We start from the raw sequence: 20,205 nt of genomic DNA on the forward strand, positions 1-20,205 counted from the left end.
TAGCGGCGTCGACGGCTCACGTACGATCATCCGACCGGCGCCCCGCCGCCGACTGCCCTTTTCGACCCGGAGCACGCACCCCGATGACCACCGAGGCCACGACCGCCCCCACCACCCGGACGATCTGGGCCCGCCGGGTCACCGACGGCGTCGAGCCGAAGAACGTGATCATCGCGGTCTGCCTGCTGATCGGCGGCCTCCGCTACGGCCTGGCCGGCCTCGGCTGGGCCGCCTTCGCCGCGCTGTTCGCGGCCGTCATCCCGACCCTGTTCATCCAGCGCGGCATCCGCAAGGGCACCCTGGAGGACCGTCACGTCGGCCACCGCCAGCGCCGGCTGACCGTCATCCCCTTCATCATGGGCTCGGTGCTGACCAGCTTCGCGGTGATGATCTGGCTGGACGCCCCGACCGACCTGACCGCGATGGTGGCGGCCATGTTCGCCTCGCTGATCCCGATCCTGGTGATCACCGTCTGGTGGAAGGTCTCCGTGCACACCGCCGTGGCCAGCGGCGCGGCGGCCTGCCTCGGCATCGCGCTCGGCCCACTGTGGCTGCTGCTCTACCCGCTGGTCGCGGTGATCGGCTGGTCCCGGGTGGTGCTGCGGGACCACACCACCGCGCAGACGATCGTCGGCGCGGTGGTGGGCGCGGTCACCGCCGGGCTCACCTTCTGGCTGGCCCGCTGACCGCACAGGGCGTGTCTGACGGTTCGCGCCCGGCGGGAATTGTCGGACACGCCTCAGCGGATCGGCATCCCCGAGATCGCCCGGGCGATGACCAGCCGCTGGATCTCGCTGGTCCCCTCGAAGATCGAGTAGATCGCGCTGTCCCGGTGCATCCGCTCCACCGGGTACTCCCGGGTGAAGCCGTTGCCGCCGAGGATCTGCATCGCCTGCGCGGTGACGAACTTGGCCGTCTCGCCCGCGTACAGCTTGGACATCGAGCCCTCGGCCGCGGTGAACGGCTGGTTGTTGACCGCCATCCAGGACGCCCGCCACACCAGCAGCCGGGCCGCGTCGACCCGGGTCCTCATGTCGGCCAGCTGGAACGCCACGCCCTGGTTGTCGATGATCGGGCGGCCGAACTGCTCCCGGGTCTTCGCGTAGTCCAGCGCCACCTCGTACGCGGCCCGGGCGATGCCGATCGCCTGCGCGCCGACGGCCGGACGGGAGGCCTCGAAGGTGGCCATCGCCGCGTTGCCCTTGCCGCCCGAGCGCTTGACGCCCTCACGGGCCCGGGCCAGCCGCTCGTCAAGCTTCTCCTTGCCGCCGAGCAGGCAGCTGCCGGGTACCCGGACGTCGTCCAGCACCACCTCGGCGGTGTGCGAGGCGCGGATGCCGTGCTTCTTGAACTTCTGGCCCTGGCTCAGCCCCGGGGTGCCCGGCGGGACGACGAAGGATGCGTGCCCGCGCGTGCCGAGCTCCGGGTCGACGCCGGCGACCACCACGTGCACCGCGGCGATCCCGCCGTTGGTGGCCCAGGTCTTGGTGCCGTTGAGCACCCACTCGTCCTTGGCCTCGTCGTAGACGGCCCGGGTGCGCAGCGCGCCCACGTCGGAGCCGGCGTCCGGCTCGGAGGAGCAGAAGGCGGCCACCTTGACGTCGTCCGGGGTGCCGAACATCTGCGGGGTCCAGGTACCGATCTGCTCGTCGGTGCCGTTGGCGAGCACCGCGACGGCGGCCAGCGTGGTGCCGACGATGGACAGCCCGATGCCCGCGTCGCCCCAGAACAGCTCCTCCATGGCGATCGGGATGCCGACGCCGGAGGGGTCGAAGTACTGCTGGGCGTAGAAGTCCAGCGAGTAGATGCCCAGCTTGGCGGCCTCCTGGATGATCGGCCAGGGGGTCTCCTCGCGCTCGTCCCACTCGGCGGCGGCCGGGCGCATCACGTCGGCGGCGAAGCCGTGCAGCCAGTCGCGTACGGCGAGTTGGTCCGCGCCCGGGTCCAGCGAGAACGTGCTGCTCATGGTGCTTGCCTCCGAAGAAGGGGTACGGCCGACCGGGGTGTTACCTCGGGTAACATCGCCGGAGTCTGCTACTGATTGGTAACCGGTGTCAACGCCCCCGCAGACCCCGCCCACCCCGACCCCGGCCCCGACCCCGAGGAGCAGCGCATGTCCCGAGAGCCCCGCCGCGAGCAGTTGCTCAACGCCGCCGACCGGGTCATCCAGCGCGAGGGCCCGAGCGCCAGCATGAACGCCATCGCCGCCGAGGCCGGCATCACCAAGCCGATCCTCTACCGGCACTTCGGCGACCGGAACGGCCTGATCAGAGCGCTCACCGAACGCCACACCGGCGGCCTGCTGGCCGCGATCCGGGCCGCCCTGGCCGAACCGCTGGAGCGCCGCGACCGGGTCGAGCACGTCCTGGACACCTACCTCGCCGGGATCGAGGCCCGCCCGCAGGTCTACCGGCTGCTCACCCACCCCGAGCCCGGTGACCCGAGCGGCGCCGGCAACGCGCTCGCCCCCGCCCTCAAGCAGATCGCCGAGGAGATCACCCGGGCCGTACAGAGCCAGGTCGACCTCGGCGCCGACCGCGGCCTGCTCGCCGAGGCCTGGGGCCGGGGCATCACCGGCATGGTGCTGGCCGCCGGGGACTGGTGGCTGGAGAGCAAGCCCTGCTCACGCACCCGCATGGTGCAGGCCCTGGCCGACCTGCTCTGGGGCCGCCTGGCCGCCGCCGCGGACCTGCCGACCGCCGTCCTGCCGCCCACCCCGGTCGAGCCCGCCGCGGACTGACCAGCCGCGCCCTGACCCGCCGTCGGCCGAACTGCCGCCGGCCGAACTGCCGTGACCTGAACTCCCGTTTCGTGCACCACCCTTGTGCCGCCCTCGCCGCCACCGGCATCATCGGGGCCCCACCCCCCGCCGTGCGAGGTCCCCGATGCGCCTGCGCCGCACCGCCGTTGCCCTGCTGCTCGCCGCCACCGCCGCCCTGACCGCCACCCCGGCCTCGGCCTCCGACCACGGCGGGCACCGGGACCGCTTCCCCACCGGGACGGCCACCGCCCCCGACGGCCGCACCGCGCTCACCGACGCCCGGGGCCGGCACCTCCAGCTGCGCGGTTTCAACCTCGACAAGTACGCCGAGGCCACCGAGGCCGACCTCAAGTCCCTGGCCGCCCAGGGCTTCACCCTGGTCCGGCTGCCGATCTCCTGGACCAGGCTGGAGCCCCGGCACGGCCGGCTCGACCCCGGCGAACTCCACCGGCTGCAGCAACTCCTCGGGTGGGCCGACCGCCTGGGCCTGCTCGTCCTGGTCGACTTCCACCAGGACGTCTACGGACCGAAGTTCGGCGGCGGAACCAACGGCATCCCGGTCTGGGCCACCCGCGACGACGGCCTGCCCTTCACCCCCGACCCGAACGACTGGTTCGCCGGCTACTTCCAACCCGCCGTCCAGGCCGCCTTCCGCCACCTCTACGACGACCCCGACCTGCGCGCCTGGCAGACCGACTTCTACACCCGGCTCGCCCGCGAACTGCGCGGCCACCGCTCACTGCTGGGCTACGACCTGTTCAACGAGCCGTTCGGCCCGGTGGACGGCGACCCGACCGACCCGGCCGTGCTCGCCGCCGCCTCCGCCGCCCTGGAACAGGGCCGACTCGCCGACATGTACCGCCGCCTGATCGCCGCCGTCCGCCGCGTCGACTCCCGTGCCTGGCTGTTCGTCGAACCGACCGTCCTGGTCGGCCAAGGCGTACCCACCCGGCTGCCCGGCTTCACCGACCCCCGCCCGGGCGCGCCCCGGCTCGGCTACGCCCCGCACTTCTACGACACCGCGGTGGAGAACGGCGCCGACTGGAACCCCGCCGACGGCTTCATCGAGCAGTACACCGCCGCGATCACCGGCTACCCCACCGCGAACCGCCTGCCGGTCCTGGTCGGCGAGTGGGGCCCGCCCGACTCCCGCACCCCGGGCAACACCCTGCTGGTCCGCCGGCAGCTCGCCGCGATGGACGGCTTCGCCGAGGGCTGGACCATGTGGTACTGGTGCCGCGGCACCGGCGGCTACTGCGTGCTCGACCCCGCCGGGCACCCCGCCCCCGGGGACGGGCCCGCCTTTGGCCCGTACCCGGTGGCCGTCGCCGGAACGGACGTCCGCACCACCGGCACCACCGTCCGCTGGGCGTCCGACGGCACCGGGCGCGCCAGCGAACTCGTGCTGCCGCCCGCCGCCTTCCCGCACGGCGCCCGGGTCGCCGCCTCCCCCGCCGGCGCCCGGGTCGAGGTCGAGCAGCCCGCGGACGGACGCGCCGGAACGGTACGGATCCGGCTCCCGCACGCCCACCCGGGCACCCCGGTGACGGTCGGGCTCACAGCTCCGTGATCAGGCCAGCCCCCGGCGGGCCAGCAGCGGCCCGGTCTCCGGCGCCCGGCCGACCACCGCGCGGAAGGACTCCAGCGGGTCCCGGCTGAAGCCGCGCGCCAGCAGCTCGCGCCGGAACAGCTCACCGCTCTCCCGCACCGACCGCCCGTTGGTCTCGAACCACTGCACGGTGTCCGCGTCCAGCACCTCCGACCAGATGTACGCGTAGTACCCGGCGCTGTAGCCGCTGGAGAAGATGTGCTGGAAGTACGGCGTGCGGTAGCGCGGCGGGATCGCCGGGACCGCGATCCCGGCGTCCGCCAGCGCCCGCGCCTCGAACTCCTCGGCGTCCGCGACCTCGTGGCCCTGCGGCAGGGTGTGCCAGGCCCAGTCCAGCAGCGTCGCCGCCAGGTACTCCACCGTCCGGAAGCCCTGACCGAAGCCCTCGGCCGCCGTCATCCGCTCGACCAGCTCGGCCGGCAGTGGTTCCCCTGTCTCGTGGTGGCGGGCGTAGTTGGCCAGCACCTCCGGGCGGACCATCCACATCTCGTTGACCTGCGAGGGGAACTCCACGAAGTCCCGCGGCACCGCCGTACCCGCGAACAGCGGGTAGGTGACGTCCGAGAACAGCCCGTGCAGCGCGTGCCCGAACTCGTGGAAGAGCGTGCGCAGCTCGTCCCAGCTGAGCAGCACCGGCTCACCGGGCGCCGGACGCGGGATGTTGAGGTTGTTCAGCACCACCGGCCGCTGCCCGGTCAGCCCGGACTGGCCGACCAGTTCGTCCATCCAGGCGCCACCGCGCTTGGACGCCCGGGCGTGGAAGTCGCCGATGAACAGGCCCAGCGAGCTGCCGTCCTCCTCGAACACCTCGAAGACCCGGGCGTCCGGGTGGTGCGCCGTCAGCTCCGGCCGCTCGGTGAAGGTCAGCCCGTACGCGAGCTTCGCGGCGAAGAACACGCCGTCCTTCAGCACCCGCTCCAGCTCGAAGTACGGGCGCAGCGCCGCCGCGTCCACCTGGTAGGAGGCCTGCCGGACCTTCTCCGAGTAGTACGCCCAGTCGTGCGCGGCGATCTCCTCGATCCCGTCCGCGGCCGCCACCTTGGCCAGCTCGGCGGCCTCCCGGCGGGCGTTGGCCACGGCCGGCTCCACCAGCCGGGCCAGCAGGCCGGAGACCGCCTCCACCGTCCCGGCCGTCTCGTCCGCCACCACGTACGCGGCGTGGCTCGGGTGCCCCAGCAGCGCGGCCCGCTCGGCGCGCAGCCCGGCCATCCGGATCGCCAGGGGGCCGTTGACCTCGACGCCGCGGGCCAGCGAGGCGGCCAGCAGCCGCTCGCGCACCGAACGGTCGCTGAGCTGGGCCAGTTCGGGCTGGTTGGAGGGGCTCTTCAGGCTCAGCACGTACTTGCCCTCGTGCCCGAGCACCCGGGCGTTCTCCGCGGCGCCGGCGATCGCGCCCTCGGACAGCCCAGCCAGCTCGTCGGCGGAGTCCACGACCAGCGCGGCGGCGCGGGTGGCGGCGTTCACGTTCTGCTGGAACGTGGTGCCCAGCGCGGCCAGTTCGGCGTTCAGCTCGCGCAGCCGGGCCTGCTCGGCCTCGCCCAGCCGGGCGCCCGAGCGGACGAAGGCGGTGTACCAGCGCTCCAGCAGCCGCAGCGACTCCGGGTCCAGCTCCAGGCCGGCCCGGGCCTCGTACAACGCCTCGATCCGGGCGAACAGCTTCTGGTCCAGGTGGATCGCGTCGTGGTGGGCGGCGAGCAGCGGGCTCACCTTCGCCTCCACCTCGTCCAGCAGGTCGGTGGTGTCCGAGGAGGACTGGTTGCGGAACACCGCGTCCACCCGGCTCAGCAACTCGCCGGAGCGTTCCAGGGCCACCAGGGTGTTCTCGAAGGTCGGCAGCGCGCGGGTGTCGGTGATCGCCGCGATCTCGGCCAGCTGCTCGGCCATCCCGCGCTCATAGGCGGGCAGGTAGTGCTCCTGCCGGATCTCGGCGTAGGGCGGGAGTTGGTAGACCAGGGGGCTGGGCGTGAAGAACGGGTTCTCGGTCATTTCGCCGACCATACGCGGTGTCACCCCGCGTGCCCATACGTCCCCGACCCAGACGACAGGCCCCGGTTGTCGGACCCACCCGTTAACGTCGACACCGCGGACCTGTCGGCCCGCACGCCCGTGCCCCCACCCGCACGCCAGACCGCCCCTCGGAGAGGAGAAGCCCCCGTGGCCCCCAGAACCGCCGTCGCGCCCGACCCACACGGCCCCGGCGGCCGCCTCCAGCCGCTGGACGACGCCGGGGCACCGCTCGGCCCGCCGGAGGCCGTCCGTGACCTCGCCGCCGCCGTCGCCGCCCGGGAGGCCGCCGGGAGCGATCGTCTGCCGGGGCCGCGCTGGGTCTGGGCCGCCGCCGACTCCGGGTACGCCCCGCTGCTGCCCCGGCTGCCCGGCCGGCTCGCCCGCTGCCACGACCTGCGGCTGGTCGAGGCCCTGCTGCTGGGCCACGAGGGCCGCGTCGGCACGCCGCGCTCGCTCGGCGCCGCCTGGTCCCGGCTGCGCGGCCTGCCCGTCCCGGACGACCTGCCCGAGCCGGGCCTGGCCGACGCCGACGACGGGCAGGACACCCTGTTCGCCCCCGACCGGCTGCAACTGCCGCCCGGCGTCGACCCCTTGGCCGCCGTGGTCGCCGTCCACGCCGAGCAGCAGCGCCGGATCGCCGCCATCGCCGACCCGGCCGCCCGGCAGCGGTTCCGACTGCTGGTCGCCGCCGAGTCGGCCGGCGCGCTGGCGGCCGCCGAGATGGCCCACGACGGCCTGCCCTGGCGCGCCGACATCCACGACCACCTGCTGACCGAACTGCTCGGCCCGCGCCCGACCGTCCCCGGCACCCAGCCCCGGCGGCTCGCCGAACTCGCCGTCGAACTCCAACAGGCCCTCGGCGCCAAGCCCTTCAACCCCGACTCGCACACCCAGGTGCTGCGCGCCTTCGCCGAGGCCGGCATCCAGCTCGGCTCCACCCGCTCCTGGGAGCTCAGGCGCATCGACCACCCGGCCGCCCAGCTGCTGATCCGCTACAAGGAGCTGTCCCGGATCCACGTAGCCCACGGCTGGGCCTGGCAGGACGCCTGGGCCCGCGGCGGCCGCTTCCGGCCCGAGTACGTGGTCGGCGGCGTGGTCTCCGGCCGCTGGGCCAGCCGCGGCGGCGGCGCCCTGCAGATCCCGCGCATCCTGCGTCGCGCCGTGGTCGCCGACCCGGGCTGGCTGCTGGTGGTCGCCGACGCCGCCCAGCTGGAGCCGCGGGTGCTCGCCGCGCTCTCCCAGGACGCCGGACTGGCCCGCACCGCGGCCGGCGGCGACCTCTACGAGGCACTCGCCGCCAGCGCCTTCCAGGGCGACCGGGACAAGGCCAAGCTCGGCCTGCTCGGCGCCATGTACGGGCAGACCAGCGGCGACATCGGCCCGCTGCTGAACACCCTGCGCCGCCGCTACCCCGCCGCGATGGGCTACGTCGAGGCCGCCGCCCGCACCGGCGAGGACGGCGGCGTGGTCACCTCCCGGCTCGGCCGGGTCTGCCCGCCCGCCTCCGCCGACTTCCTCGACCTCACCGAGGCCGACACCGCCGGCGAGGCGGGCGGCCGCACCGCCCGCGCCCGCGGCCGGTTCACCCGCAACTTCGTCATCCAGGCCAGTGCCGCCGACTGGGCGCTCGCCCTGCTCGCCGCGCTGCGCCGACGGCTGGGCGAACTGCCGGTGGCCGACCCGGCGGACCGCCCGCACCTGGTGTTCTTCCAACACGACGAGGTGATCGTGCATACCCCGACCAACCTGGCCGACGAGGTGGCCGCCGTCGTCACCGAGGCCGCCGACGAGGCCCGGCGGCTGGTGTTCGGCGACACCCCGGTGCGGTTTCCGCTCAGCACGGCGGTGGTGGACTGCTACGCGGACGCCAAGTAGCCGCTGCAGCTTCCGGGCTCAGATCTTCCGGAACGTGCGCGCGTCCTCGGCCGCCGCGACCACCTCGGCCAGCCCCGCCCCGGTGGAGGCGGTGACGGCGGCGGCCACCGCGCCCTCCACGAACGGCGCGTCCACCAGCTTCACGCCGGGGCGCGGCTCGTCCTCCAGCACGGTCACGGCGGTGAGCACCGAACTGCCGAGGTCCGGCAGCACGACCACGCCCGCCCCGCCGTCCGCCTCCGCGATCGCCCCGGCGATCAGTTCGTAGCTGGTACCGAGCCCGCCGTCCTCCGTCCCGGCCGCGACCACCACCCGCACGCCGTCCGGGGCGAGCTCGCCGAGCAGCTCGCGCAGCCCGGCGGCCAGCTTGGCACTGTGCGAAACCAGAACAATGCCCACGTGTTCGCTCATGCCTGCGACCCTACGGCCCCATCCCACTGCTCCGGGAGAGTGACCGGATCGCGCGTGTCGCACCCCGTGCCCGGCACCCCCGTCTGGCGTAGCGTCGGGTCCACCAGCGTCCGCAGCTGTAGCGGCCTCACCCAGGTCACCCAGGTCACCCAAGGGAGCGAAGAGCGTTGAAGAAGCTGATCAACACCCCCGAGAGCGTCCTGGAGGACGCGCTGGCCGGGGTCGCCGCCGCCCACCCCGAGCTGACGGTGGACATCCCCAACCGGGTGATCACCCGGGCCGCCCGCCCGGCCGGCCCCAAGGTCGCGCTGATCTCCGGCGGCGGATCCGGCCACGAGCCGCTGCACGGCGGCTTCGTCGGCCCCGGCATGCTCGACGCCGCCTGCCCCGGCGAGGTGTTCACCTCGCCCGTCCCGGACCAGGTGCTGGCCGCCGCCAAGGCGGTGGAGAACGGCGCCGGGGTGGTCTTCGTCGTGAAGAACTACACCGGCGACGTGATGAACTTCGAGCTCGCCGCCGAACTCGCCGCCGAGGAGGGCCTGGAGGTCCGCACTGTCCTGGTCAACGACGACGTCGCGGTCGAGGACTCCACCTGGACGGCCGGCCGCCGGGGCACCGGCGCGACTGTCCTGGTCGAGAAGACCGCCGGCGCACTGGCCGAGCGCGGTGCCACCCTGGACGAGGTGGCGGCCCTGGGCGAGCGGGTCAACGCCGCCTCCCGCTCCTTCGCGATCGCGCTCACCGCCGCCACCGTCCCGGCCGCCGGCAAGCCCGGCTTCGACCTCCCCGAGGACGAGATCGAGGTCGGTGTGGGCATCCACGGTGAACCCGGCCGCCGCCGCGAGAAGCTCCGCCCGGCCCGCGAACTGGCCGCCGAGGTGGTCGAGACCATCCTCACCGACCACCACCTGACCCCGGGCGACGAGGTGATCGCCCTGCTCAACGGCCTCGGCGCGACACCGCTGCTGGAGCTGTACGTGGTCTACGGCGAGGTCGCCGCCCGGCTCGCCGAACGCGGCATCACGGTGGCCCGCAGCCTGGTCGGCAACTACGTCACCAGCCTGGACATGGCGGGCTTCTCACTCACCCTCACCAAGGCCGACGCCCAGCTGCTGGAACTCTGGGACGCCCCGGTCGACACCCCCGCCCTCAAGCGGGCCTGAGTCGTTCGAAGGAGATTCGATGGACTTCGGCACCCCGCTGTTCGATGTCTCCCTGGCTGAGGCCTGGATCCGCGCGATCGCCGCGGCCGTCGAGAAGGAGCAGGCCCGGCTCACCGAACTGGACTCCGCGATCGGCGACGGCGACCACGGCAGCAACCTCCAGCGCGGCTTCACCGCCGCCCTAACCGCCCTGGACGGCCTCCAGCCGGCCGGCCCCGGCGCCATCCTCACCAAGACCGGCACCACCCTCATCTCCAAGGTCGGCGGCGCCTCCGGCCCGCTCTACGGCAAGGCCTTCCGCGCCGTCGGCGCCGCCCTTCCCGAGCCCGCCGACCCGGCCACCGTCGCCGAGGCCCTGTCCGCCGGCCTGGACGCGATCCGCGCCCTCGGCAAGGCCCGACCCGGCGACAAGACCATCGTCGACGCCTGGACCCCGGCCGTCGCCGCCTTCCGCCACGCGGCCGCCACCGGCGCCGCCCTCCCCGAGGCGGCCGCGGCCGCCGCCGAGGCCGCCGACCAGGGCGCCCGCGACACCGTCCCGCTCCAGGCCCGCAAGGGTCGCGCCTCCTACCTCGGCGAACGCAGCATCGGCCACCAGGACCCGGGCGCCACCTCCACCGCCCTCCTCTTCCGCGCCCTCGCCGAGGTCACCGCCGGCTGAGTCCCGCCGCCGTCGCTCTCCCCCCTGTTCCCCCTCGTGCGGTTCCCCGGGCCCCGGAACGGGCGCGGGGAACCGCACGGAAGCGGAAGCCTCCCGAGCCGCGCCCCGCCGAAGGCAGTCCGGCGGCGGTGGACCGAGCGCGACTGGGCGCGGCGGATATAAAAACATATCGAACATAAGAGACGATTACGGCACCGATCCAGCACCCCTCCTCCACGGCCCGACCGCCCCCGTCGCCTACGATGCGATCCACCTCACCCACCCCCCTGGGAAATACCCCTGAGGGGTATGGTGTTGTCAGAGACGGAAACCACACCGCGCGAGAACCCGCACCGACCCTCCGGAGGCCCCGATGTCCAGCACCATCACCTACACCGTGTCCGGCATGAGCTGCGGCCACTGCGAGAAGGCGATCAGCGAGGAGATCTCCGCGCTGACCGGTGTCACCGAGGTCGCCGCCGACGCCCAGGCCGGTACCGTGACGGTCTCCTCCGCCGCTCCGTTGGACGAAGAGCAGGTCCGCGCCGCCATCGACGAGGCCGGCTACGAGCTGGTCGGCCGCAGCGCCTGAGCCGCCACGGTACGGCGGGGCCCGGCACAGCGGCCCCGCCGTACGCCCCCACCAAGGAGCTGATCCGCAATGAGCACGTCCGCCCCGGACATCGGGGCCCGGGACCGGGTCGAGCTGTCGATCGGCGGGATGACCTGTGCCTCCTGCGCGGCCCGGATCGAGAAGAAGCTCAACCGGATGGACGGCGTCGAGGCCACCGTCAACTTCGCCACCGAGAAGGCCCGGGTCGACTTCGCCCCTGGCGTCTCGGTCGAGGACCTGATCGCCACCGTGAAGCGGACCGGCTACACCGCCGAGCTCCCGCCGCCACCGACCCCGGTCGCCCCCGAGCCGGCCGACGCCACCGCCGCCCCCGAGCGACCCGCCGCCGACCCCCTGCGTGACCGGCTGCTGGTCAGCACCGTGCTCAGCACCCCGGTGGTCCTGCTGTCGATGGTCCCCGCCCTGCAGTTCACCAACTGGCAGTGGCTGGCCTTCGCGCTCACCGGCCCGGTCGTGGTCCACGGCGGCCTGCCTTTCCACCGCGCCGCCTGGACCAACCTCAGGCACGGCGCCGCGACCATGGACACCCTGGTCTCGCTCGGCACCCTGGCCGCCTTCGGCTGGTCCTTCTGGGCGCTGTTCTGGGGCCACGCTGGCATGCCGGGGATGCACCACGGCTTCTCGTTCCCGATCGGCGACACCGACGCCTCCTCCACCCTCTACCTGGAGACCGCGGCCGCCGTCACGGTACTGATCCTGCTCGGCCGCTACCTGGAGGCCCGCTCCAAGCGCCGGGCCGGCGCCGCCCTGCACGCCCTGCTCGACCTCGGCGCCAAGGACGTCGCCGTCCTCCAGAAAGGACACGAAATCCGGCTGCCGGTGGACCGGTTGGCGGTCGGCATGCGCTTCGTGGTGCGCCCCGGCGAGAAGGTCGCCACCGACGGCGTCGTGGTCGAGGGCAGCTCCGCCGTGGACGCCTCGATGCTCACCGGCGAATCCGTCCCGGTCGAGGTCGCCGTCGGTGACACCGTCACCGGCGCCACCGTCAACGCGGGCGGCCGCCTGGTGGTCGAGGCCACCCGGGTCGGCGCGGACACCCAGCTGGCCCGGATGGCCAAGCTGGTCGAGGAGGCCCAGAACGGCAAGGCCGCCGCCCAGCGCCTGGCCGACCGGATCTCCGCCGTCTTCGTCCCGGTGGTCATCCTGATCGCGCTCGCCACCCTGGTCGGCTGGCTGCTGGCCACCGGCAACCCCACCGAGGCGTTCACCGCCGCCGTGGCCGTGCTGATCATCGCCTGCCCGTGCGCCCTGGGCCTGGCCACTCCGACCGCGCTGCTGGTCGGCACCGGCCGCGGCGCCCAGCTCGGCATCCTGATCAAGGGCCCCGAGGTGCTGGAGACCACCCGCCGGGTCGACACCGTCGTGCTGGACAAGACCGGCACCGTCACCACCGGCCGGATGGCCCTGGTCGCCGTACACACCGTGGACGGCGTCACCGAGAGCGAGGCGTTGCGCCTGGCCGGGGCCGTGGAGCACGCCTCCGAACACCCGATCGCCCGCGCCGTCGCCGATGCCGCCGCCGAGCGCACCGGCGGGCTGCCGCCCGTCGAGGGCTTCCACAACGTGCCCGGGCGGGGTGTGGAGGGTGTCGTGGACGGCCGCACCGTGCTGGCCGGGCACGAGGCCCTACTGGCCGACCGCGCGCAGCACCTGCCGACCGTCCTGGCCCGCGCCAAGGCCGGGGCCGAGGCGGCCGGCCGCACGGCGATCGCGGTCGGCTGGGACGGCGAGGCCCGGGCCGTCCTGGAGGTCGCCGACGCGGTCAAGCCCACCAGCGCCGAGGCGATCGCCCGGCTGCGGGCGCTCGGCCTGCACCCGGTCCTGCTGACCGGCGACAACCGGGCGGTGGCCGAGGCGGTGGCCGCCGAGATCGGCATCGAGCCGCGGGACGTGATCGCCGAAGTGCTCCCCGAGGACAAGGTGGACACCGTCAAGCGGCTGCAGGCCGAGGGCAAGGTCGTGGCAATGGTCGGCGACGGCGTCAACGACGCGGCCGCGCTCGCCCAGGCCGACCTGGGCCTGGCGATGGGCACCGGCACCGACGCCGCCATCGAGGCCGGCGACCTCACCCTGGTCCGCGGCGACCTGCGCTCCGCGGCCGACGCCATCCGGCTCTCCCGCCGCACCCTCGGCACCATCAGGGGCAACCTGTTCTGGGCGTTCGGCTACAACGTGGCGGCGATCCCGCTGGCCGCCGCCGGACTGCTCAGCCCGATGATCGCCGGGGCCGCGATGGCCTTCTCCTCGGTCTTCGTGGTCAGCAACAGCCTCCGGCTGCGCCGCTTCCAGCCCGCCTGAGGCCGGGCAGCGCGAGGGGCCTGGACCGACCCCGGTCCGGGCCCCTGCTCATGCGCCCGCCCCGCTTCGCTCGGCAGGGGCATTCGCCCATGCGCACCTTCGAACGATTCGCTCACCGCGTTCGCTCATGCCTCAACGCCCCAGCAGCTCGCCGCCGTTGCAGTGCAGGATCTCGCCGGTGATGAACCCGGCCTCCGGCGAGGCGAGGAAGTGCACCGCCGCCGCGACCTCACCGGTCTCACCGATCCGGCCGAGCAGCGTGCGCGCCGCCCGGCGGGCCACCTCTGCCTCGTCCAGCCGCGGTCCGAAGAACTCGGTGCCGCTGACCGTCCCCGGCGCGACGATGTTGGCGGTGATCCCCGAGGTCCCCAGCTGGGCCGCCAGGAAGTGGTTCCAGGCGTGCAGCGAGGCCTTCGCGGCGCCGTACGAGCCGGCCCCGCGCAGGGCGGCGATGGAGCTGATGGTGACCACCCGGCCGGAGCCGGGGGTGAGCCGGTCCCGGATCGACTCGGTCAGCAGCACCACGGTCAGCACATTGCGCTCGAAGTCGCCGCGCCAACGGGCCAGCAGGGCGTGCGGCCCGCCGCCGACGACGGTCTCCCGGCTTCCGGCGTTGTTCACCAGCACGTCGATCCGCTCGGGCAGGTCGTGGAGCGCGGCCTCCACCGCGTCCGGGTCGGCGAGGTCACACACCAGCGGGGTGACGTTCGGTCCGAGGCCGACCGCGGCCTTCTCCAGGACCTCACGGCGCCGACCGACGATCACCACGTGCTCGCCCGCCTCGGCGAACCGCCGCGCGACTTCGTACCCGATTCCCGTGCCACCGCCGGTGACAACGATGTTCCTGGCCATCTGCGCACTCCCTCCCCAGTTCCGCCGCCGCGCTGCAAGGGTGCGCGGCGGTCCGTACCGGAATGCCACGATTCCTATCACGCTCGGTCGCCGTGGCTGCGGGGAGGGTGACGTCGGGCGCGAGGGAAGGTGTGGTATGAGCACGGAACGGCGCGCCTACGGAGCGTGGCGAGAGGCAGCTCACACCCCCCGGGCGTAACTTCTCGCACCCTGATACGTCTTAGGTTGGTAGTGCGGCAGTTTTTCCGATGGGCCGGGGCGTGATCAACGGCAACGCGTCCCTCATCCAGCGGCTGTCGCCGACGGGGCTCCGGCGGGCCCCGGGTACGGTCGTCGGTCTCGACGGCCTTCGCGCACGGCGCCGGGGTTGCGGCGGGTCAGGGACGCTTTGAGCGGCCGTCCCCGACTGCGGCCGGCCCCGGAGTCGTGCGCTGTAGGTTCCGTCCCCGCGCGGTCCCTTCCGGGTCCGGGGCGCGGGGACGGCGAAGGGGCCCGGCCGCTCAGCAGCGGCCGGGCCCCTCTCCGTCTCACCCGCGGCGCGTCAGCGCTGGTCGAGTTCGACGTAGTCGCGGATCGCGGTGCCGGTGTAGATCTGACGCGGACGGCCGATGCGGCTGGTCGGGTCGTTGATCATCTCGTGCCAGTGGGCGATCCAGCCCGGCAGCCGGCCGAGGGCGAACAGCACGGTGAACATGCTGGTCGGGAAGCCCATGGCGCGGTAGATCAGGCCCGTGTAGAAGTCCACGTTCGGGTACAGCTTGCGCGAGATGAAGAAGTCGTCCTTGAGGGCGTGCTCCTCCAGCTTGAGCGCGATGTCCAGCAGCTCGTCGCTCTTGCCGAGCTGACCGAGGACCTCGTGCGCGAGCAGCTTGACCTGGGCGGCGCGCGGGTCGAAGGCCTTGTAGACCCGGTGGCCGAAGCCCATCAGCTTGACGCCGGCTTCCTTGTTCTTCACCTTCGTGATGAAGGCGTCGACGTCGCCGCCGTCCTTCTGGATGCTCTCCAGCATCTCCAGCACGGCCTGGTTGGCGCCGCCGTGCAGCGGGCCCCACAGGGCCGAGATGCCGGCCGAGATCGAGGCGAACAGGTTGGCGTGGCTGGAGCCGACCAGGCGCACGGTGGAGGTCGAGCAGTTCTGCTCGTGGTCCGCGTGCAGGATGAGCAGCTTGTCCAGCGCGTTGACGACGACCGGGTTGAGCTCGTAGTCCTCGGCGGGGACCGCGAAGGTCATCCGCAGGAGGTTCTCGACGTAGCTCAGGTCGTTGCGCGGGTAGACGAAGGGCTGGCCCATCGCCTTTTTGTACGCGTACGCGGCGATCGTCGGCAGCTTCGCCAGCAGGCGGACGGTCGACAGGTGGCGCTGGGCCGCGTCGAAGGGGTTGTGGCTCTCCGGGTAGAACGTGGAGAGCGCGCCGACCACCGAGGAGAGCATGGCCATCGGGTGGGCGTCCCGCGGGAAGCCCTGGAAGAAGCGCTTGACGTCCTCGTGCAGCAGCGTGTGCTGGGTGATCTCGCGGTTGAAGTCCGCCAGCTGGTCCGCGGTGGGCAGCTCGCCGTTGATCAGGAGGTACGCGGTCTCGATGAAGCCGCCCTGCGCTGCGAGCTGCTCGATCGGGTAGCCGCGGTACCGAAGGATGCCGTTGTCGCCGTCCACGAAGGTGATCGCGGACTTGTACGCAGCGGTGTTACCGAAGCCGTTGTCCAGGGTGACCAGGCCGGTCTGCGGGAGCAGCTTCGAGATGTCGAAGCCGGAGTTGCCCGCAGTGCTCTCAACGACGGGGTACTCGTACTCGCCGTCCTGGTACCGCAGTACTACCGAGTTGTCGCTCACGTCTTCCTCACCGACGAAATGAATCCTCTTCCAAGGTGCCCTGACTGTCTCCACCATCCCCCATCCGGAGGACAGTCGCGCACCCGGGGTGGCCCGGAAGGGCCCGCCCCTACAAAACCTGCCGCCGCAGCCGGTACGAACCGGACAAGATCGGCACCACCCTAGGCTCTGCCGTAAATCTCTTCACGTCAAGAGAACCTTAGAGGCAACCATCCTGTTGGATAATCATCCAGAAGCAAGCCGATGATCGAGCGCAGCATGCCGTCGACCTGCGCTGACGGCCCGTACGGCCTGCGCGATCGCCTTCCGTGACCCGACCAGCACCACGAGTTTCCTAGCCCTGGTCACTGCGGTGTAGAGCAGATTTCGCTGGAGCATCGTCCAAGCGGACATGGTGACCGGAATCACCACCACCGGATACTCGCTGCCCTGCGAGCGGTGGATCGTCACCGCGTACGCGTGGGCCAGTTCGTCCAGTTCGTCGAAGTCGTACACCACCTCCTCGTCCTCGTCGGTAACCACCGTCAGCCGCTGGTCGTCCACGCTGAGGGCGGTCACCACTCCCACTGTGCCGTTGAAGACGCCGTTCCGCCCCTTGTCGTAGTTGTTGCGGATCTGGGTGACCTTGTCCCCCACCCGGAACGTCCGCCCGCCGAAGCGCCGCTCCGCCAGCCCCTCCCGGGCCGGCGTCACCGCCGCCTGCAGCAGCGTGTTCAGGTTCCCCGCCCCGGCCGGGCCCCGGTGCATCGGTGCCAGCACCTGGACGTCCCGGCGCGGGTCGAAGCCGAACTTCTGCGGGATCCGACGCGCCACCACGTCCACCGTCAGCCCGGCCGCCCGCTCCGCGTCGTCCTCCACGAACAGGAAGAAGTCCGTCAGACCCTCCGTCAGGGGCGGCTTCCCCTCGTTGATCCGGTGTGCGTTGGTCACCACGCCCGACTGCTGCGCCTGCCGGAAGATCCTGGTCAGCCGCACCGACGGGACCGGCCCGTCCTCGGCCAGCAGGTCCCGCAGCACCTCCCCGGCGCCCACCGAGGGCAGCTGGTCCACGTCCCCCACGAACAGCAGGTGAGCGCCCATCGGCACCGCCTTGACCAGCTTGTTCGCCAGGATCAGGTCCAGCATCGAGGCCTCGTCCACCACCACCAGGTCGGCGTCCAGCGGCCGGTCCCGGTCGTACGCGGCGTCCCCGCCCGGCTTCAGCTCCAGCAGCCGGTGCACCGTCGAGGCCTCCACCCCGGTCAGCTCCGACAGCCGCTTCGCCGCCCGCCCGGTCGGCGCCGCCAGCACCACCTTCGCCCGCTTGGCCAGCGCCAGCGTCACGATCGACTTCACCGTGAACGACTTGCCGCAACCCGGACCACCCGTCAGCACCGCGACCTTCTGCGTCAGCGCCAACCGCACCGACTGCTCCTGCTCCGGCGCCAGCTCCGCCCCCGTCCGCTTCGCCAGCCACTCCAGCGCCACCGGCCAGTCGACGCATCCGAACCACGGCATCCGGTCCGACTCCGAACGCAGTAGCCGCAGCAGCTGATTGGCGAGCGAGATCTCCGCCCGGTGGAACGGCACCAGGTAGACCGCGGTGATCGGCTCCCCCGCGTCGCCCGGCACCGTCTCGCGCACCACCCCCTCGGTCGCGACCAGCTCGGCCAGGCAGTCGATCACCAGCCCCACGTCCACCTGCAGCAGTTTCACGCCGTCCGCGATCAGCCGCTCCTCCGGCAGGTAGCAGTGCCCCTGGTCGCTGCTCTGCGACAGCGCGTACTGCAGCCCCGCCTTCACCCGCTCCGGGCTGTCGTGCGGAATGCCCACCGCCTGGGCGATCCGGTCCGCCGTCAGGAAGCCGATGCCCCAGACGTCCGCCGCCAGCTTGTACGGCTCGTTCTTCACCACCCCGATCGAGGCGTCGCCGTACTGCTTGTAGATCCGCACCGCCAGCGAGGTCGACACCCCGACCCCCTGCAGGAAGACCATCACCTCCTTGATGGCCTTCTGCTCCTCCCAGGCCGCCGCGATCTTCTTGGTCCGCTTCGGCCCCAGCCCCGGCACCTCGATCAGCCGGCCCGGCTCGTTCTCGATCACCTCCAGGGTGTCCACCCCGAAGCGCTCCACGATCCGCTCGGCGAACCGCGGCCCGATGCCCTTGATCAGCCCCGAGCCCAGGTAGCGCTGGATGCCCTGCACGGTGGCCGGCAGCACCGTCGTGTAGTTCTCCACCACGAACTGCCGCCCGTACTGCGGGTGCGAGCCCCACCGCCCGTGCAGCCGCAGCGACTCCCCGACCTGCGCCCCCAGCAGCGCGCCCACCACGGTCAGCAGGTCGTTCCCGCCCCGGCCGGTGTCCACCCGGGCCACGGTGTAGCCGGTCTCCTCATTGGAGTAGGTGATCCGCTCCAGCACACCCTCGACCTGCGCCAACTGGCGCGGCACCTGCTGCGCCTGCTGCCCCGACTGCGGCTGCTTGCCCACCGGAGCCCCCTCTTCGACCGGTACGGGTGGACCCTTCCGTTACGCACCGTACCGCTCCTCGCCGACAACCCCGGAACCGGGGAAAGTCCCGGGAATCCGGCGGAAGCCCGCCGTGCATCGCCCCCTCCGAGGTGCCAGGCTGGAAGGTCCAGGGGGTCTCGACCGCGCCCGCGCCCGCACGGGCCCCTTCCGAGGAGCAGTGCTGCCATGCTCAACACCGCCTACCGCCCCGGTTCCCCCAACTGGCTCGACCTGAGCAGCCCCGACACCCGGGCCTCCGTCGACTTCTACACCGCCCTGTTCGGCTGGTCCTTCGACTCGGCCGGCCCCGAGGCCGGCGGCTACGGCTTCTTCCAGCTCGACGACCGCACGGTCGCCGCCCTCGGCCCGCTGGTCGGGGAGGACACCCTGCCCGGCTGGACCCTCTACTTCGCCACCCTCGACGCCGACGGCACCACCGAACTCGTCGAACAGGCCGGCGGCCGCGTCCGGTTCGCCCCCTTCGACGTCTTCACGGCAGGCCGGATGGCCGGCTACACCGACCCGACCGGCGCCGACTTCGCGGTCTGGCAGCCGCACGACACCCGCGGCCTGGACCTCGTCAACGACGAGGGCAGCCTCTGCTGGGCCGAGTGCTACAGCATCGACGCCGAGCGGGCGAAGGCCTTCTACCGCGCGGTCTTCGGCTGGCAGGAGCAGGACGTCCCGCTCGGCGAGGTGCTCTACACCGTCCTCACCCCGGCCGGCGGAGGCACCGACGACGCCCACGGCGGCATCATGCAGCTCGGCCCCGAACACACCGCCCGCGGCACCAGCTCGCACTGGCTCCCCTACTTCGAGGTCCCCAACGTCGACGCCAGCCTCGCCATCGCCGAGACGCTCGGCGCGAAGGTGCGGATCCCCGCGACGGACGTGCACGGCGTCGGCCGGCTCGCCCAGCTGCTCGACCCGCACGGAGCCGTCTTCGCCGTCATCACGAGCGCCAAGCCCGGGGAGTGACTCCGCATTACCGCGCATTGCCCCTCAGAAGGGCTGTGAAGGGGTGCTACGGGCGTAGATAGGGCGGGTGTGGGACGCCAGGCGCTCTAGTCTCTGATCATGACTGAAACGGCTGTTCTGACGATTCGACGGGCCGGCGAGGACGATCTGCCGGCGGTCGTGGCCATGCTCGCCGACGACCCGCTGGGCGCCACCCGCGAGAGCCCCGACGACCTCACCCCGTACCGCACCGCCTTCGCCCGCATCGACGGCGACCCGCACCAGCACCTGGTGGTGGCCGAACGCGCCGGCCGCGTCGTCGGCACCCTGCAGCTCACGGAGCTCCCGGGCCTCTCCCGGACGGGCTCCACCCGCACGATCATCGAGGCCGTCCGCATCCACGCCGACGAACGCGGCAGCGGACTCGGCACCGAGCTGATCGAGTGGGCCGTCGGGCGCTCCCGCGAACTCGGTGCCGACCTCATCCAGCTCACCTCGGACGCGACTCGCACGGATGCGCACCGCTTCTACGAACGACTCGGTTTCGTGGCCTCGCACGTCGGATTCAAGCTGAAGCTCTGAAAACGCGAAAAGGCCCACCCGGTAACCCGGGTGGGCCTTTTCTGAAGAATTGTTCGGCGGCGTCCTACTCTCCCACAGGGTCCCCCCTGCAGTAC

At 72.6% G+C, this 20,205-nt stretch carries 16 protein-coding genes; 10 read left to right on the top strand and 6 right to left on the bottom strand.

All coding sequences use genetic code 11. The features are described from left to right. Positions 1-83 precede the first annotated feature (83 nt). Positions 84-686, top strand: a complete 603-nt coding sequence (locus ACWC9T_RS05645) for a hypothetical protein (protein ID WP_449819762.1) — start codon at positions 84-86, stop codon at positions 684-686. Between the two features lie 53 nt (positions 687-739). Here the strand turns inward: ACWC9T_RS05645 and ACWC9T_RS05650 are convergent, their stop codons facing one another. Next, positions 740-1,966, bottom strand: coding sequence for an acyl-CoA dehydrogenase family protein (locus ACWC9T_RS05650; protein WP_449819763.1), 1,227 nt, complete (start codon positions 1,964-1,966; stop codon positions 740-742). Between the two features lie 147 nt (positions 1,967-2,113). On the opposite strand from ACWC9T_RS05650, the gene ACWC9T_RS05655 reads away from it, so the two are divergent. Next, positions 2,114-2,740 carry a TetR family transcriptional regulator gene (locus ACWC9T_RS05655; protein ID WP_449819764.1) on the top strand — a complete coding sequence of 209 codons (627 nt, stop codon included), beginning with the start codon at positions 2,114-2,116 and terminating at the stop codon, positions 2,738-2,740. Between the two features lie 145 nt (positions 2,741-2,885). After that, positions 2,886-4,331: a cellulase family glycosylhydrolase gene (locus ACWC9T_RS05660; RefSeq protein ID WP_449819765.1), complete on the top strand. Its 1,446-nt coding sequence runs from the start codon at positions 2,886-2,888 to the stop codon at positions 4,329-4,331. Here the strand turns inward: ACWC9T_RS05660 and ACWC9T_RS05665 are convergent, their stop codons facing one another. After that, positions 4,332-6,356: a M3 family metallopeptidase gene (locus ACWC9T_RS05665; protein ID WP_449819766.1), complete on the bottom strand. Its 2,025-nt coding sequence runs from the start codon at positions 6,354-6,356 to the stop codon at positions 4,332-4,334. Positions 6,357-6,524: 168 nt separating this feature from the next. On the opposite strand from ACWC9T_RS05665, the gene ACWC9T_RS05670 reads away from it, so the two are divergent. Next, on the top strand, positions 6,525-8,252 hold the full coding sequence (locus ACWC9T_RS05670) for a bifunctional 3'-5' exonuclease/DNA polymerase (protein ID WP_449819767.1): 1,728 nt from the start codon (positions 6,525-6,527) through the stop codon (positions 8,250-8,252). 18 nt (positions 8,253-8,270) lie between these two features. Here the strand turns inward: ACWC9T_RS05670 and dhaM are convergent, their stop codons facing one another. Further along, a complete protein-coding gene (gene dhaM, locus ACWC9T_RS05675) occupies positions 8,271-8,663 on the bottom strand; it encodes a dihydroxyacetone kinase phosphoryl donor subunit DhaM (protein WP_449819768.1) in 393 nt (130 codons plus the stop codon). 167 nt (positions 8,664-8,830) lie between these two features. On the opposite strand from dhaM, the gene dhaK reads away from it, so the two are divergent. The 4 genes from dhaK to ACWC9T_RS05695 all read left to right on the top strand — a co-directional run bounded on the left by dhaK (position 8,831) and on the right by ACWC9T_RS05695 (position 13,398). Next, complete coding sequence (dhaK, locus tag ACWC9T_RS05680; RefSeq protein ID WP_449819769.1) at positions 8,831-9,826, top strand: dihydroxyacetone kinase subunit DhaK; 996 nt, start codon at positions 8,831-8,833, stop codon at positions 9,824-9,826. Between the two features lie 19 nt (positions 9,827-9,845). After that, the gene (dhaL, locus tag ACWC9T_RS05685) at positions 9,846-10,487 is read left to right on the top strand and encodes a dihydroxyacetone kinase subunit DhaL (RefSeq protein WP_449819770.1); all 642 of its coding nucleotides are present in this window, start codon (positions 9,846-9,848) and stop codon (positions 10,485-10,487) included. A gap of 352 nt (positions 10,488-10,839) precedes the next feature. After that, positions 10,840-11,058 carry a heavy-metal-associated domain-containing protein gene (locus tag ACWC9T_RS05690; RefSeq protein WP_396253727.1) on the top strand — a complete coding sequence of 73 codons (219 nt, stop codon included), beginning with the start codon at positions 10,840-10,842 and terminating at the stop codon, positions 11,056-11,058. A gap of 69 nt (positions 11,059-11,127) precedes the next feature. Then, positions 11,128-13,398, top strand: a complete 2,271-nt coding sequence (locus ACWC9T_RS05695; RefSeq protein ID WP_449819771.1) for a heavy metal translocating P-type ATPase — start codon at positions 11,128-11,130, stop codon at positions 13,396-13,398. 132 nt (positions 13,399-13,530) lie between these two features. Here ACWC9T_RS05695 and ACWC9T_RS05700 read toward each other — a convergent pair whose 3' ends face one another. From ACWC9T_RS05700 to recD2, 3 genes are all read right to left on the bottom strand, one after another. Further along, the gene (locus ACWC9T_RS05700; RefSeq protein ID WP_449819772.1) at positions 13,531-14,250 is read right to left on the bottom strand and encodes an SDR family NAD(P)-dependent oxidoreductase; all 720 of its coding nucleotides are present in this window, start codon (positions 14,248-14,250) and stop codon (positions 13,531-13,533) included. Between the two features lie 541 nt (positions 14,251-14,791). Next, the gene (locus tag ACWC9T_RS05705) at positions 14,792-16,081 is read right to left on the bottom strand and encodes a citrate synthase (RefSeq protein WP_449819773.1); all 1,290 of its coding nucleotides are present in this window, start codon (positions 16,079-16,081) and stop codon (positions 14,792-14,794) included. Positions 16,082-16,306: 225 nt separating this feature from the next. Continuing rightward, positions 16,307-18,550, bottom strand: coding sequence for an SF1B family DNA helicase RecD2 (gene recD2, locus ACWC9T_RS05710; RefSeq protein ID WP_449819774.1), 2,244 nt, complete (start codon positions 18,548-18,550; stop codon positions 16,307-16,309). A gap of 207 nt (positions 18,551-18,757) precedes the next feature. On the opposite strand from recD2, the gene ACWC9T_RS05715 reads away from it, so the two are divergent. After that, positions 18,758-19,549: a VOC family protein gene (locus ACWC9T_RS05715; protein WP_449819775.1), complete on the top strand. Its 792-nt coding sequence runs from the start codon at positions 18,758-18,760 to the stop codon at positions 19,547-19,549. 99 nt (positions 19,550-19,648) lie between these two features. Continuing rightward, complete coding sequence (locus ACWC9T_RS05720) at positions 19,649-20,110, top strand: N-acetyltransferase family protein (protein WP_449819776.1); 462 nt, start codon at positions 19,649-19,651, stop codon at positions 20,108-20,110. Positions 20,111-20,205: the final 95 nt, after the last annotated feature.

This window comes from Kitasatospora sp. NPDC001159 (assembly GCF_053598235.1).